Source organism: Spirillospora sp. CA-108201, from assembly GCF_050936235.1.
In the GTDB taxonomy this organism is placed as follows: domain Bacteria; phylum Actinomycetota; class Actinomycetes; order Streptosporangiales; family Streptosporangiaceae; genus Spirillospora.
This window is the reverse complement of the sequence record NZ_JBNJNE010000001.1, coordinates 219,900-233,940: the sequence shown is the minus strand read 5'-3', so window position 1 is coordinate 233,940 and position 14,041 is coordinate 219,900. Positions and strand designations below refer to the sequence as shown.

The window sequence follows — 14,041 nt, the reverse complement described above, 5'->3', positions numbered from 1 at the left end:
GCGGGCAGCCTGTTCCACCCCCGACAGGAGCATCGTCTGCTGCTTTTCCGGCCTTCTTTGCGGCGGCGGGTGCCGTCTTCGCCGCGCTGCCCGCACGCCCCGGGGCACCGCCCTTCGCCTTGCCGGCGACCTTTTGGACGATCTTGGGGGCGACTCTTCTGAGCACGGGTGCCGCGGCTTTGGCGGCTAGGAGGCCGCTTAGCACTCCAGCCGCACTTGGAGATCTCGGTTTGATCGAGGCCGGGACGTAAACGGCCGCCGCTGTGATCGTGTGGGTGTGTTGGAACCAGACGATCGGCGGTGGCCGTGGCGCCAACTGTAGAAGATGTCGACCCGGCCGGGTGGGCTGATGCGTTCGATGAACTGTCCGCGCAGGTGGCGGCTCCGTTCTTCGGCCGGCGAGAGCCGCGGCTTCGGGCCCGGTGATATCTGCGGGGGCCGCTGAGCGCCCTGGAGCGAAAGAACGGCTGGTCGCTGGCGGAGTTCGCCGGGGACGCGCGGCCGGACGGGATGCAGCGGCTGCTCAGCCACGCCAAATGGGATGCCGACCAGGTGCGGGACGCGCTGCGGTGGCAGGTGGCCGAGCGGCTCGGCGACACAGGCGGGGTATTGGTGGTCGACGACACCGGGTTTGAGAAGAAGGGCCGCCGCTCGGCCGGTGTGCAGCGCCAGTACACCGGCACCGCAAGAAAGATCACCACCTGCCAGATCGTGGTGTTCGCCTCGTATGTGAACCGCGACCGGCAGCGGGGCCTCATCGACCGGGAACTGTATCTACCCGAGTCCTGGTTCGCCGATCCCGGTCGGCTGGCCGACGCCGCCGTCCCGGTGGGGCGCGGTCTTCGCGACCAAGCCGAAGCTGGCCTGGCGGATGATCGAGCGGGCCACCGATGACCCGCTGCTGGTATTCGCCTGGGTGACCGGCGATGAGGCCTACGGCGACAACACCGTCCTGCGCCTCCGCTGCCAGGGCCACGGCCTGAACCACGTGTTCGCCGTCTCCTGCGATCACCCGCTGTTCCTTGCCGGGGTGAAGAACCGGGCCGATGCAGCGTTCACCGCCCTGGACCCGGGCGCCTGGCAGCGCTACTCCTGCGGCGACGGCGCCAAGGGCCGTCGTTTCTATGACTGGGCATGGATCCAGCTGGGCCGTACTGAATGGGCGCTGGCCCGCAGGTCGATCAGCGCCCCCGCCGACCTTGCCTTCTACCGCTGCTGGGCGACCCGCCCGGTCGGCCTTCCCGAACTGGTCCGGGCCGCGGGATCCAGATGGAGCGTCGAGGAGTGCTTCCAAGCCTCCAAGAAAGAGGTCGGACTCGATCACTACCAGGTCCGCGAGCACACCGCCTGGTACCGGCACGTCACCTTGGCCATGGTCGCCCACGCCACCTGGCCTTCCTCGCCGCCGGGCCACCCCCAGACCCCGGCGCCCCAGACCCAGGCGACAGCGACGAGGCCGACGACCTCGCCACACAGGGGGCCTACCCGCCAGGGGCGATCGAGTTCCAACGACGCGGACCAGGACGAACCTGACGAGCTGGTTCCACTCACCGTCAACAAGAGCCGCCGCCTGCACGCCCATCTCCACCGGCCCCGGCACCCACCAGACACCGAACCCACTGGTCACGCTGGCGACGCCGACACCAAGCACGCGCCCGCCGCTGCCACTACCAACGACAACGCCGCCTCATCGGTCACTAAATGCGGCTGGAGTATTAGGGCCTGCGCCGCATCGTTTCGGGGCCCTAGGGCCCTAGGGCCCCCTCCTTGCCTCCAATACCTTTTCTCAAATGGAAGCATGAATCGCATGGCAGATTCATCAATGCCTTCTCAGAAGGGAGTGGCATGCAGAGAAAATTGGCTGTTATGACCGCCACCGGGGCTATGGCAGCGACGCTGGTCACCGGCGGGCTCTGGGCCGCCGGGAGCGGTGAGCACTCATCCACCGCCGGTCATGTCTCGGCTGGAAACCGGCTGGCCGGAGCCACCGGGACCACCGGAGCGCCCGGAACCAGCGGAGCCAATCGAACGACGACCGGAAAGCCCTCCCAGCCGCAGGCCGAAGGCCTTGCCGGCGGGACGGCCGCGGCCAGCGCGGCGGCGCACTGTCCGCGGAACCACGTCTGCTTCTGGACGAAGAAGAAGTACAAGGGCAAACAGTGGAAGGTCAAGACCAGCAATGGGGTGCAGGCGCGCACGGCACCAGCATGGTTCAGGAACAGGGCCACCTCGCTGATCGTCGGAGGAGGGAGTTCCGTGACGTTGTGGAACGACGTCGACTGTGCGGAAGACCCAGGTCCGACGTTCCGGGCGGGCGCCCGCGTTCCCGACCTGCAGACTCCCCACGCGTATGACGACCTCATGTCATGCATCACCGCCTGATCAATTCCCCGAAAGAGGTAGCACATGAAAAAGCTGGCCGTTATCACCGCGACGGGGGCCTTGGGGGCGACGCTGGTCGCCGGCGGCGCCTGGGCCGCCGGAAGTGATGATCAGCCGTCCCCCGCCGGGCGGGTCTCCGCGGAAAAGGGTCTGATCACAGCCACCGGAACGGCCGAATCTCCCGAGGCCACCGGAGCCAATCGGACGGCTTCCGAAAAGCCTTCTGAGCCGAACCTTCAGGGCGGGGCGAAAGCGGCGAAAGCACCCGCGCGGTACACGTTCAAGTGGGTCGAGCGGACCTTCTCTTTCACGCCACTGCACACCTTCCATTCCATCACCGTGAGAGCCCGCGTCAAGTACAACACCAAGAAGGTCTACGTCGTCGACGGACCGTACTGCCGCAAGAACCGCCAGATCTCCCCTGTGAAGGTCACCCAGACCTGGTGCGGCACCGCGAACAACGGCGGTGGCGACCGCGGCTATCTCAGCACCGGGGTCAACTTCACCGTCTTCGCCGGCGCCCAGGTCTCGAACTTCCCCGCCGGATTCGAGACCGAGGAGTACGGGCGCATCAAGGTCACCCGCTTCGGTCACGCCACCTACGAAGGCGGAGGCAACTAGTACTGCAACAACAGGTTGTGATCACGGCGCTGCGTACGGTAGGCAGTGGTGGTGGTCACGATCGATGTCGAAGCCTGGTCGCGGGAATTCTCTGACTTTCTGGCTATGTTCGCTCATCGTTTTCCCCGGGTGGAGTCACGCCGCCAGGCAGCCTCCTACCTGCGTGGACTCCTGAGCGAGTTGGAGCGGAAGAACGGATGGACTCTTGCTGAGATGTCGGGTGAGAATGGTCCTGAGCGTCTTCAGCGTCTACTGAACTTCTACGCCTGGGACACGGATGGTTTGCGGGACGACATTCGTACTATGGTCGCTAAATCCATCGGGGACCCTGAACAGGGTGTGCTGATTCTTGATGACACAGGGTTCCTAAAGAAGGGCATGCGGTCCGCTGGGGTGGCCCGCCAGTATTCAGGGACCGCCGGCAGGATCGAGAACTGTCAGATTGGCGTTTTCTGCGCCTATGCGAGTCCTGCGGGGCGGGCGCTAATCGATCGTGAGCTTTATCTGCCGAAGTCGTGGACTGAAGACCGTAAACGGTGCCGCCAGGCGGGTATCGGCGATGAAGTGGAGTTCGCCACCAAGCCCGATCTGGGCAAGGCCTTACTTGAACGGGTGGTCGCATCGGGGATCCCCTTCCGGTGGGTCACCGCGGACGCGGCCTACGGGCAGGTGTGGCGGCTGCGGTGGTGGATGGAAGAACGCGGCATCGCCCACGTGGTCGCCGTTCCCAAAACGCAGATGGTGATCTCGATGAAGCTGACCCAGGAGCGTGTCCACCACTTGATCGACGAACTGGAGGAGGACGCGTGGCAGCGGCTGAGCTGCGGAGACGGAGCTCATGGTCCACGGTTGTACGACTGGGCTGCTGTCGACATCAGACCATTTCGTGAACCCGGAGCAGGGCACTGGCTTCTTGCGCGCAGAAGCATCAGCGATCCGAATGAAATCGCCTACTACATCTGCTTCGCCCCAGAGCAGACTCTCCTCAAGGAATTGGTGCGTGTGGCGGGCAGTAGGTGGGCCATCGAGGAGTGCTTTCAAGCGGCCAAGAATGAGACAGGATTCGACCACTATCAGGTCCGCGGCTACCAGGCCTGGTATCGGCACATCACTTTGTCCATGGCTGCTTCCGCCTTCCTGCTCAGGCTCCAGCGGGCCTGCCAAAAAGGGGAGATCTCGAATACCTGCCGGTAGGTATTCGCCCGCTGAGCATCAACGAGATCCGTCGCCTGTGGAACCGCGTCGTAATGCGCACCACACACTTCATCGACCACGCTCTGAAATGGTCTGAATGGAGAAGACGCGCCCAGCAACGAGCCAGAGACAGCCACTATCGCAGACGCGAGAGACACAACCTGTCGTTGCAGTACTAGGGCCTGTTCAAAGTGCGGTATCACGGCGTGGCGTGAGACCCAAGCAGCGAGGTCTCCGGTGGAGAGTCCATCGATCAAGATGAACCAGGAACACCGGAGACCTCGCGATCCCCTCACCAGGGTTATCTGGTGTTGACGGGTGTGGTGGTGAGGGTGAGTGCGTGTTAATACTCCAGCCGCATTTTGCGCGTGTCTCACGTGGTTTCGGGGTGATGGTGCGGCATGCTTCGAGGCCATGTCGTCGGATCTTGCGCTCCGGTTGGTTTCGGATGAGTTGTGGGCGGTTGTCGAGCCGTTGATCCCGCAGTTCACACCGCGTCAGCAGGGTGGCGGCACGGCCCCGGTGGATGATCGAGCGGTGTTCACCGCGATCGTGTACGTGTTGACCAGCGGGTGTGCGTGACGGCATCTGCCGGACGCGTTCGCGGTGAAGGTGCCGACGGCGCATCGTCGGTTCACCGCGTAGACCGCGGCGGGGCTGCGGCCGCGGCTGCATCCTGCGGTCCTGGACGAACTCGGGGCCGGTGGGCAGGTGGACTGGGCGTCGACGATCGTGGAAGCGGCCGCCGTCCGCGCGAAAAGGGGGCTCGCTGACCGGCCGCAATCCGGTCGATCGCGGCAGGAAGGGCAGCGAACTCCACGTGCTGTCGGATGCGGCCGGGCTGCCGCTGGTGGTCGCGGTATCGGCGGCCGACGTGCACGACAGTCAGGCGTTCAAGCCCTTGCTGATGGCGCTGCCGGCGATCCGGTCCCGGCGCGGACCGCGCCGGCGCAGGCCGGTCACGGTCCGCGCCGACAAGGCCTACAACTCCGCCGAGCATCTTGCCTGGCTGCGCAGGCGCGCGATCGTGCCACGCATCGCCCGTGCCGGCGTCGAATCGAGCGAGCGCCCGGGCCGCCACCGCTGGAAGATCGAACGGACCCTGGCCTGGCTGTTCGGCTACCGGCGCCTGACCGTCCGCTACGAACGCCACGGCCACCTGTTCAACGCCTTCCTCGTCCCCGCCGCCGCCATCACCTGCTACAGGAAGCTCGCCAAATCGCCCACGTGAGACATGCTCTGAGAGGTCATAGCAAAATGTGCATGTTGCGCGACATGTGGTGACGGTCGGGTGTGGTGTGGGCGGGTGCGTAAGGGCGAGCAACCCCCGTGGATCGTGGCCGACAGTCTGTGGGAGCGGATCGAGCCGCTGCTGCCGAAGGTGGAGCGCCGTAAGCGCCACGCCGGACGGAAGCGGTTGGACGACCGCAAGGTGCTGTGCGGGATCTTGTTCGTGCTGCACACCGGGATCCGGTGGGAGTTCCTGCCCCAGGAGCTGGGGTTCGGGTCGGGCATGACGTGCTGGCGGCGGCTGGCCGAGTGGCATCAGGCAGGCGTCTGGGAGCGGTTGCACCGTCTTCTGCTTGAGGAGTTGCATGCCGCCGGGCAACTGGATTGGTCCGGGGGTGATCGACAGCTCCCACGTGCGGGCGTTGAAGGGCGGCCCAAAACCGGGCCGAGCCCGGTCGATCGCGGCCGGCCGGGCTCCAAGCACCACGTGCTGACCGACGGCCACGGCATCCCGCTCGTTGTGTCGTTGACCGGCGGGAACCGCGGGCGACGTCACTCAGTTGATGCCGCTGCTGGAGGCGGTGCCGCCCGTCCGGGGCCGGGTCGGCCGGCCTCGGCGAAGACCCGGGCGGCTGCTGGCCGACCGCGGCTACGACCACGACGAATACCGGCGCCTGGTCTGGGCCAAGGGCATCAAACCGGTCATCGCCCGCCGCGGCGGCCCGCACGGCTCCAGCCTGGGCGTCCACCGCTACGTCGTCGAGCGCACCATCGGCCTGCCGCACTGGTGCCGCCGCTTACGCATCCGCTGGGAGATCCGCGACGACATCCACGAATCTCAGTGATGGTGTCAAGCCGCGAGTGCGTTGACCTGCGATGGTGGGATCGGGTTGTAGGTCCGGTTGTCACGCAGCAGGGCCCACAGCACGTCGACCATGCGTCGGGCCAGCGCGAGCAGAGCCTGAGTGTGGATCTTGTTCTCATCCCGTTTGCGCTGGTAGAAGACTCTTGACGGCCCTTCGGTCTTCAGGCTGGACAACGCCATCATGTAGAAGACCTGGCGCAGTGGCCGGTGGTAGCGCTTGGGCCGGTGGTAGTTGCCGCTGACGCGTCCGGAGTCACGCGGGACTGGCACCAAGCCAGCGTAAGAAGCCAGGCGGCCGGAGTTGGCGAAAGCGTCCAGGGGACGCCCGTCGGTGGCGACAAGGAACTGGGCACCCAGGATCGGGCCCATTCCGGGCAGGCTCTCGATGATGTGGGCCTGGGGGTGGTCGCGGAACCTGCTGGTGAGCAGCTTGTCGGTGTCCTTGATCTCCTGGTCGAGGTCCAGGAGTTGCTTGGCGAGCCTCTTCACCAGCAGCGCCGTAGTGGCTTCGCCGGGCAGTTCGACGGTCTGCTGCTCAGCGGCCTGGACGGCTTGGGCGGCCATCTTGTCGACCCCCCTGGCCCAGGCCCCGTGCTCACGCAGATGGGCGGCCGGCCCCTCAGCTCCGGCGCCTCGGATTCCGGCCGGAGTGCAGTAACCGGTGAGAAGGATCAGCGCTGACCGGGTGGAGTAATCGAAGGTGGCCTCCAGCGCAGGGAAGATGCTGGTCAGCAGGGCACGGAGTCGGTTGATGCCGCGCACCCAGTCGGCCATCACGTCGGCCCGGTAGGAGGCCAGCCGGGTCAACTCGACCACCAATTCGTCGCTGGTGGTCAGTTCCGTCAGATCGCTTCGCATGCGGGCGGTGTCAGTGATGATGCGGGCGTCCTTCGCGTCGGTCTTGCCCTCGCCGCGGAACACCCCGGCCATGCCGTGGACGACCCGGCCGGGCACATAGACCACGTTCTGGCCGCTGGACAGCAGGATCGCCAGCAATAGGGCAGCGGGTGGGCTGACCAGGTCGATCGCCCACCGCACCTCGCCGTCGCCGGCGGTCGTGGAGGCTCGGTCGAGCAGCTCCTCGATCGGCTGCTGGCTGTTGCCCACCTTGACCGACCAGAGCTTCTTGCCCGATGCGTCGACGGCCACCGCATAATGGCTCGCCTTCCCCGCGTCGATCCCCACCCACACGACACTCGTGGCCGTCACCCCGGCCACCTCCCCGTTCTCGCAGGTCAAGCCCGTGGACGGCCCCGCCATCAGGTTCCTGAACAGCGACGGTTCGCATCAGATCTCAGTGAGCGGCCAGGGGGTCCGGGGCGACGAGGCGGCCATTCGTGGAAAGCCACAACCACGGCAAGCATTCATTAGCCACACCCCGTCGTCCGGGGCATCCAGAGCGACTCACTCCAGACACTTCGATCTTAGGGAAGCCTTCATGACCCTGGCCGCAGCCATCCGCTGCTGGCGACGCCTCGTCCGCTGATTCTGTTACGACCTCTAAGTCGTGACTCATACAATCACTGGCCCCATCAGGGTGCATTTCGGTGGACTCGTCCGTCCTTGAGGCGGAGCGGCCGGCGCCACCTGGCCCACCTCGGTGTCCTGATCAGGAGATTGCCCGACCGTCAGGTCGTGGCCCGTCACAGTGCTGCCCGGAAGTGACTTCCCCCAGGCCGGCGCCGGTCGCAAGCGGCCGGACCGTGTTCCTGGATCAGGAAGGAATTCCGACCGCCGTGACTATCGTCGCGCTCAACCATCCGTTCGTCATCGGGGTGGACACCCACGCCCGCAACCATGTTCTGGCCATCCTGGCCGCTACCGGGCAGCGGATCGATTCGGCCGAGTTCCCCACGACCAAGGCGGGCATGGCCCGCGCGATCGCCTGGGCTGCCCGCCGGACTGGCGGCGACCTTGCTGCCCTGTGGGTGATCGAGTGCGCCGCCACTTACGGCGCCCAGTTCGCCCATGCCGTGGCCGAGGCCGGCTACCAGGTCCTCGAGGCGCCGCGGATGAATGCTCGCGCCCACCGCGGGGTCGGCAAGTCCGACCCGCTGGACGCCCGCAGGATCGCCGAGGCCACCTTGCCCCTGGAGGAAGACCAACTTCGGCACCCGCGCCATGGCGACGGTGAACGCGCCGCACCGCGGGTACTGCTGGCCGCCAGAGACCACATGACCACAGAACGCACAGCTGCCGTCAACGCGCTGATCGCGCTCGTGCGGGCCGTCGACCTCGGGGTCGACGCTCACCTGGTCCCACCACGGCAGGGTGCGCTCAGAGGCCGCCTTCGCCTGCCTGGCGGGGGTGAACCCGATTCCCGCGTCATCGGGGAACACGGTCCGCCACCGACTCAACAGGGGCGGCGACGGACGCCTGAACCGCGCCCTGCACATGGCGACCATCACCCGCATGATCCACGACCCCGCCACCCGCGAGTACGTCGAGCGACGCCGCGCTGAAGGACGCACCAGAAAAGAGATTCGACGCTGCCTAAAGCGCTACCTCGCCAGACAGATCTACCGACACCTCAACGCGGCCGCCACCCCGGCACTCCTACTTGACGAGACATAGGAGAGTCCACCGGCCCCCACACCGCAACCGGCGGCAAACCACCCATCACCAGATTCACCAACGTCCCTGGGCCGTACACCTAGGCCGTTCACATGGTGGCTTCACTACCAAGATCCATCTGTCGGCCGACGGCCGGTGCAGACCGCTCTCCTTGGTTCTGACGCCGGGGCAGCACGGGGACAGCCCGCAGTTCGAGGCGGTGATGGAGAAGATCTCGGTGCCCCGTGTCGGGCCGGGCCGGCCCCGGACCCGGCCCGGCAGCGTCAGCGCCGACAAGGCCTACAGCTCTCGCAGAAATCGCCGCTACCTGCAGCGACGCAGGATCCGGCACTCCATCCCCGAGCCCAGCGACCAGCGGGCCCATCGCCGCAGACGCGGCTCGGCCGGTGGTCGTCCCGCTGGTTTCGACAAGAAGCGCAACGTTGTCGAGCGGGCGATCAATCGCCTCAAGAACTTCCGGGCCGTGGCGACCCGCTACGACAAACGCGGCTACGTCTACCTCGGCACCGTCACCGTCGCCACCCTCGCGATCTGGCTTCGCGCATGATCCAAGAAACAGAACCTAATCCCGGCCGCCGACAACGCAGACCGACTGCAAGAGTGGATCAGCGCAGCCGAAGAGGCGGAGCTGCCGCACGTGCACTCATTCATCCGCGGCCTACGACTCGATCAGGACGCCGTCCGTGCCGCTCTGACCAGCGAGTACCACAATGGCGGCGCCTGGGGTGTCAACACCAAAGACCAAGCTGATCGAGAGGCAGATGTACGGCCGGGCGGGCTTCCACCTCCTGCGCCACCGCATCCTCCTCGGATAAGCCTCACCCTCCGCTACCGCTGAAAGAGCGGCAGAGCCGAAGACCATACAGTCCCGAAGGACGAGCAGCTCATCTGACGCAGTCCAGTTGGTGTCAGGAAGAGGAGGAGCCGCCTCCGCGCCCGATGGCGCCCCCCACCGCGCGGATGAGGGAACGGGACTCCTCGTCGAATCGCCGTGTGAGGTTTACCTCGAAAATGCCGTTGCTGGCGAGTTGCCCGGCGAGACTGCTGAGGTAGTTCGCGGCTCTGACGACATGGGCGGACGCATCGACGTCCAGACCGGAATCCAGAAGGGCGCGCCTGTCAATCGCGTCCTGAAGCAACCGGGCGATCGCCTGGGAGATCTCGTCCCGGGTCACCGTTGGGAGGTCGGATCTGCTGAGGTGGCGAAGGAGGGTCTCGCACGAACGGACCAGCTCGGTGACCAGACGGAGGTCCCGGCTCGGGCCGAAACCGACGTCCGCCTGTATCGCGCGCTGCTGGAAAGCCGGGTACGCCCACCGGGAGGGGGCGGCCTCGACGATCGGGAAGTGAGGTAGTTCCAGCGGCCCGAGGCCGTTGAGCGCCGACCGGAAGCAGGGATGCACATGGAACTCGGTCTCGTTCGGCTGGATCGACGCCTCCATGCCGCTCGCATAGACCACCTGGTTTCCGCGCTTCACGCCCAGGAAGCTCACCGCGAAGAGCGCGTCGAGGACGCCCTGCGGGTTCAGGTGTTCGGCGTACGCGGGGAACTCCTCGTGGAGGGAATCGCGCTGTGCCTCAAGGCGGTTCTCCAGAGCCGACCGCATGACCACGTATCCGGTGTTCTCGAAGAGCGCGAACAGGCTCCTCAGGAACGGATAACTGACCAGGTACTCCTTGGCCAGGTCCTGAAGCTTCCACTGGGAGAACAACAGGGTGGCCCGGACGACGTCCGCTTCCATAATCCACCGGTGGCCCTGCTGGGCGGCGGTGTCCCGGCACACCGTCAGAAACTGGATGGCGTCCCGGGGGCGGGGCAGGCATCGGGAGAACAAGTAGTCGGCGGTGGGCTCACCCTCGATATCCTGGGGGAACACCTCGCCCCAGAACTGTTCCGGGGCCAGCACCCGCCCCAACGAGGCCGAGGCGCGGGTGAGCGCGAGATCTCGTAGCCCGCTCTGACGCCAGGTGATCCGGATCTCGTCGCTGTGGAACTTGTCGCCGTCGCCGAAGTTGAGGGTGTCGTAGATGTCGGAGCGCAGGAACAGCGTGCACCGCACCGCCTTCCGGTACTCACTCGTCACATGCTTGGAGGCGAGCAGCAGGCCTGTGACCATGGCGTGGCTGTCCGGGTCCACGGTCCACACCTGCTCCAACTGGTCGACCAGGAAGTGCAGCGTCGGCTTCGCGTGTTCGGGATCGAGGTCGTCGAACGCCGCCGCGACCCCGCGTTCCAGTACCTCGAGCTGGCGCGAGGCCAGCGCCCCCTCCGAGCCCTCCGCGTTGATGGACGCCTCCACGATCCCGAACGCCTTGAGCGAAAGCGACGCCGACTGCAGACGCCGCACACCGCGCCGTAGCCGATCGTAGAGTTGTTGCTCGTCCGCCTCGTCGTTCGCGCGGAGGAAGGCGCGCAGCGCGCGTACGGATCGCGGTGGCCTTCTCCTGCCCCACCTGCGCATCCCACGCGCCTGGGCGGAGAGGTGCTGCGCTGCCTGGACTGCGAACACATAGCGCCAGATGAGGGATTTCGCGGTGTCGCCAGTAAGTCCCTGCAGTTCGAAGCGCCGAATCTCGTCGCCCGCCGCGTCATCGGGAGTGATCAGAATCATTGCCGGCATGTCCGCTCCGCTCTCGGCGAGCAGTCGACGGCAGATCGCGCTCTTCCCGGACCCCTTCCGGCCGATGATCAGTGACTTGCGTCCGCTTTTCGCCGCCTCGTAGGCATAGGTGGCCAGAAAGCCTTCGCGGAGCAACCCGTCAGTCAGATCGTTCTCCGCATCGTCCCGCCCGAAGAAAAGCCGGGTAACGCCATCGCCTAGTCCTCGCACGATCCCAGGCTAGGCCCCGACCCTCGCGAGGAAACTCACCGACAGCAAGATTTAAGTGACCCAAAGCGGTCATTTCGAAGTCGTAATGGTCCGCGCCGACGGCGGGCCGCCGCTGCGCGCCGATCGGGTCTTCAACGACGTGATCGCGGTCGCGTCACTGGGCGACGCCGGCACCCGACCGCTGTTCCGGTTCGCCGCCGCCCACGAACGAGCAAGACGTCCTCCAGTCGCGACGGGACAGGCCGATGTGGCCTTTGGAGGTATGTCACTGTCCGTGCTGGAAGTCTAGAGCTCGATGCATGGCGGATGTTCCTCGGATTACCCTGCAGACGATGCTCGTGCTGGACGCGATGCTGTCCGATCCGGCCAAGCGGCGCTTCGGGTTTGAACTGTGCACAGAGACCGGTCAGCCCAGTGGCACCATCTACCCGATCCTTGCCCGGCTGGAGCGCTTCGGCTGGGTCGAGGGCCATAAGGAGTTTGCGGCCGAGCACCTGACCGAGGGACGGCGTGCCCGCTACTACTACACGCTCACCGACGAGGGTGCTGTGCGGGCATGCATCGCGCTGGAGCGGGCCCGGCGATCGCGCGGGCCGGGCGTCAACCTCCGGACGGCGACGCCATGACCGCTACCCTGGAGTCCCTGCTCGCACAGTTGCCCACCAATCTGCCGGCCACTGACCGTGACAGGATCAGGCGTGCATACGAGTTCGCCGCCCGCCGTCACGCAGGCCAGCACCGTAAGAGCGGCGATCCCTACATCACCCCTCCGCTGGCGGTCGCGCAGATGGCCGCCGGCTCGGGTCTGGACGACGTGGTCATCTGCGCCGCGCTGTACACGACATCATCGAGGACACCGGATGCGACGCCGTCCGGCTCCGCGAGCGGCTCGGCGACGAGATCGCCACCTTGGTCGAGAGCATGGTCGCGCTCGATCGCGACGAGGCGGGCATCGCCACCGCCGACCACCGCGTGCTCACACTGAAGGTGCTGGACAAACTTCATAACATGAGGACCTCGCAGTACCTCGACAAGGACAAGCAGCGGCTCAAGTCCCAGCACACCCTGGAGTCGATGGCGCCGCCCGCCTGGCGGCTCGGCCTGCGCGACGTCTCCGACGAACTCACCTCGATCGCGCTAGATCGTCTGGCCGCCCTCCCCGAGGCCGCCCTTACAGGTCACCGGGCACTGGCTCTCGGTGCGCTCCTGCTCCCGCCCGCGGTCAGGTCGCGTTATTTGGACGAATGGCTCGGCGAGTTCGATGTCCTGCCGAGCCGTTCTGCCCGGGCTCGATTCACGCTCCGCCTCATACTCGGCATGCTGGCACTTTCCCTGACACTGCGACGCCCGGTGCACGACACGCTCGCTCACCGGCTTCTGGCCGGCCTCCGCTGGATACTGCGAACCGACCTGCGCACGTGGACACCGCTGCTGCTCCTGGTCGGCTGGGTGGTCGTGGAGACGGCGCGAACGAGTCTCGTCGATGCCGCGATAGCCTTGATCACCGTGCCGCCCGTCCTGCCCGCCGGCGTCACCCACCTGCGCGCGAAACTCGGCATCGACGAGCCGGACGAGACGTCCTCCCAGCAGGGGGAACCACCTGCATCACCGCTGTGTCCACGGCGGTGCCAGGCCGGGGAGCTAAGCGAAAGCCTCGGCGACCAGCTGGCAACCGTGGGCTCGGTCGCCCACATCAGCAGTCCCGGGACATGGCTTCAGGAGCGCTCCGCACACCGCTTCCTGAGCGATGATGAGGGCTGCGGCGATGCCCTGCGAAGGCCCAGGGGGCTGAGCAGTCCGGGCCGCGGGATGAAGCGGCTGAAGTCACCGGCTCCCAGGGCTTCGCTGGGGATCATCCAGTGAGGTAATCCCAACCTGAGTTCGCAGGTCACGGGCCGGTTGCATCCCGCGCGGCGTGAACGGCAACGAGAGAGCTCCTGGTAGATCGAGATTTGCGACGATCTTGACTGCCTGGAGCTCCGATGCTGTTCTATCGCGCTCCACTCGATCTGTCTCGCCCGGCCCGCAGATTCGTGGCTGATCTGATCTGCAGGCACCGGTGCCGGGTCGGGTCACGGTGGCAGCTCTTGCCGCCAGACCGCCAAGAGCTGCTGGTCCTGGTGCACCTGCACCGCAACGAGACATTCGCCGGCCTGGCGGCGGCGTTCGGCGTCAGAGCCGCGCCCGCGCACCGCCACGTCACCGATGTGATCGAACTGCTCACCGAAATCGCTCCCGACCAGCGGCAAACCATGCGGCCCGCGCGACGCGAGGCGTATGCCGTCCTGGACGGCACGCTGGTAGCCACCGACCGACTGTCAGGCGCCAACGACCGGCTCCCCTC

Annotated in this window: 10 protein-coding genes and 7 pseudogenes; 15 read left to right on the top strand and 2 right to left on the bottom strand. The window is 66.4% G+C overall.

Annotation, left to right across the window (positions count from 1 at the left end; all coding sequences use genetic code 11):
* Positions 1-429: 429 nt before the first annotated feature.
* The 7 genes and pseudogenes from ACQEU6_RS01125 (at position 430) to ACQEU6_RS01095 (ending at position 6,272) form a co-directional block, all read left to right on the top strand.
* Positions 430-1,701: pseudogene (locus ACQEU6_RS01125) on the top strand (IS701 family transposase).
* A 165-nt stretch (positions 1,702-1,866) separates the two neighbouring features.
* The gene (locus ACQEU6_RS01120) at positions 1,867-2,382 is read left to right on the top strand and encodes a peptidase inhibitor family I36 protein (RefSeq protein ID WP_499328700.1); all 516 of its coding nucleotides are present in this window, start codon (positions 1,867-1,869) and stop codon (positions 2,380-2,382) included.
* Positions 2,383-2,406: 24 nt separating this feature from the next.
* Entirely contained in the window at positions 2,407-3,003 is a 597-nt protein-coding gene (locus tag ACQEU6_RS01115; protein ID WP_499328698.1) for a hypothetical protein, read from the top strand.
* A 105-nt stretch (positions 3,004-3,108) separates the two neighbouring features.
* Complete coding sequence (locus tag ACQEU6_RS01110) at positions 3,109-4,197, top strand: IS701 family transposase (protein ID WP_499340068.1); 1,089 nt, start codon at positions 3,109-3,111, stop codon at positions 4,195-4,197.
* Between the two features lie 414 nt (positions 4,198-4,611).
* Positions 4,612-5,428 (top strand): annotated as a pseudogene (locus ACQEU6_RS01105) (IS5 family transposase).
* A 60-nt stretch (positions 5,429-5,488) separates the two neighbouring features.
* Positions 5,489-5,923 (top strand): annotated as a pseudogene (locus ACQEU6_RS01100) (transposase); the annotation flags it as partial.
* Between the two features lie 67 nt (positions 5,924-5,990).
* Positions 5,991-6,272 (top strand): hypothetical protein, encoded by a 282-nt coding sequence (locus tag ACQEU6_RS01095; protein ID WP_499340573.1) that lies wholly within the window; start codon positions 5,991-5,993, stop codon positions 6,270-6,272.
* Between the two features lie 5 nt (positions 6,273-6,277).
* On the opposite strand, the gene ACQEU6_RS01090 is transcribed toward ACQEU6_RS01095, so the two are convergent.
* Positions 6,278-7,501 (bottom strand): IS110 family RNA-guided transposase, encoded by a 1,224-nt coding sequence (locus ACQEU6_RS01090; protein ID WP_499328696.1) that lies wholly within the window; start codon positions 7,499-7,501, stop codon positions 6,278-6,280.
* Between the two features lie 527 nt (positions 7,502-8,028).
* Between ACQEU6_RS01090 and ACQEU6_RS01085 the strand changes: the two are divergent.
* The 3 pseudogenes from ACQEU6_RS01085 to ACQEU6_RS01075 all read left to right on the top strand — a co-directional run.
* A pseudogene (locus tag ACQEU6_RS01085) lies at positions 8,029-8,866 on the top strand (IS110 family transposase).
* Positions 8,867-8,882: 16 nt separating this feature from the next.
* Positions 8,883-9,413 (top strand): annotated as a pseudogene (locus tag ACQEU6_RS01080) (IS5 family transposase); the annotation flags it as partial.
* A 9-nt stretch (positions 9,414-9,422) separates the two neighbouring features.
* Positions 9,423-9,681: pseudogene (locus ACQEU6_RS01075) on the top strand (transposase); the annotation flags it as partial.
* 93 nt (positions 9,682-9,774) lie between these two features.
* On the opposite strand, the gene ACQEU6_RS01070 reads toward ACQEU6_RS01075, so the two are convergent.
* Complete coding sequence (locus ACQEU6_RS01070; RefSeq protein WP_499328694.1) at positions 9,775-11,697, bottom strand: ATP-binding protein; 1,923 nt, start codon at positions 11,695-11,697, stop codon at positions 9,775-9,777.
* Positions 11,698-11,752: 55 nt separating this feature from the next.
* Here ACQEU6_RS01070 and ACQEU6_RS01065 point away from each other — a divergent pair, with 55 nt between their 5' ends.
* The 5 genes and pseudogenes from ACQEU6_RS01065 to ACQEU6_RS01045 all read left to right on the top strand — a co-directional run.
* The gene (locus tag ACQEU6_RS01065) at positions 11,753-11,986 is read left to right on the top strand and encodes a hypothetical protein (RefSeq protein ID WP_499328690.1); all 234 of its coding nucleotides are present in this window, start codon (positions 11,753-11,755) and stop codon (positions 11,984-11,986) included.
* 43 nt (positions 11,987-12,029) lie between these two features.
* Entirely contained in the window at positions 12,030-12,323 is a 294-nt protein-coding gene (locus ACQEU6_RS01060) for a PadR family transcriptional regulator (RefSeq protein ID WP_499328688.1), read from the top strand.
* Positions 12,254-12,682, top strand: a complete 429-nt coding sequence (locus ACQEU6_RS01055) for an HD domain-containing protein (RefSeq protein ID WP_499328685.1) — start codon at positions 12,254-12,256, stop codon at positions 12,680-12,682. The genes ACQEU6_RS01060 and ACQEU6_RS01055 overlap by 70 nt, the downstream gene beginning before the upstream one ends.
* The gene (locus ACQEU6_RS01050; protein WP_499340571.1) at positions 12,607-13,560 is read left to right on the top strand and encodes a hypothetical protein; all 954 of its coding nucleotides are present in this window, start codon (positions 12,607-12,609) and stop codon (positions 13,558-13,560) included. The genes ACQEU6_RS01055 and ACQEU6_RS01050 overlap by 76 nt, the downstream gene beginning before the upstream one ends.
* Before the next feature lie 119 nt (positions 13,561-13,679).
* Positions 13,680-13,913, top strand: a pseudogene (locus ACQEU6_RS01045) (transposase family protein); the annotation flags it as partial.
* Positions 13,914-14,041: the final 128 nt, after the last annotated feature.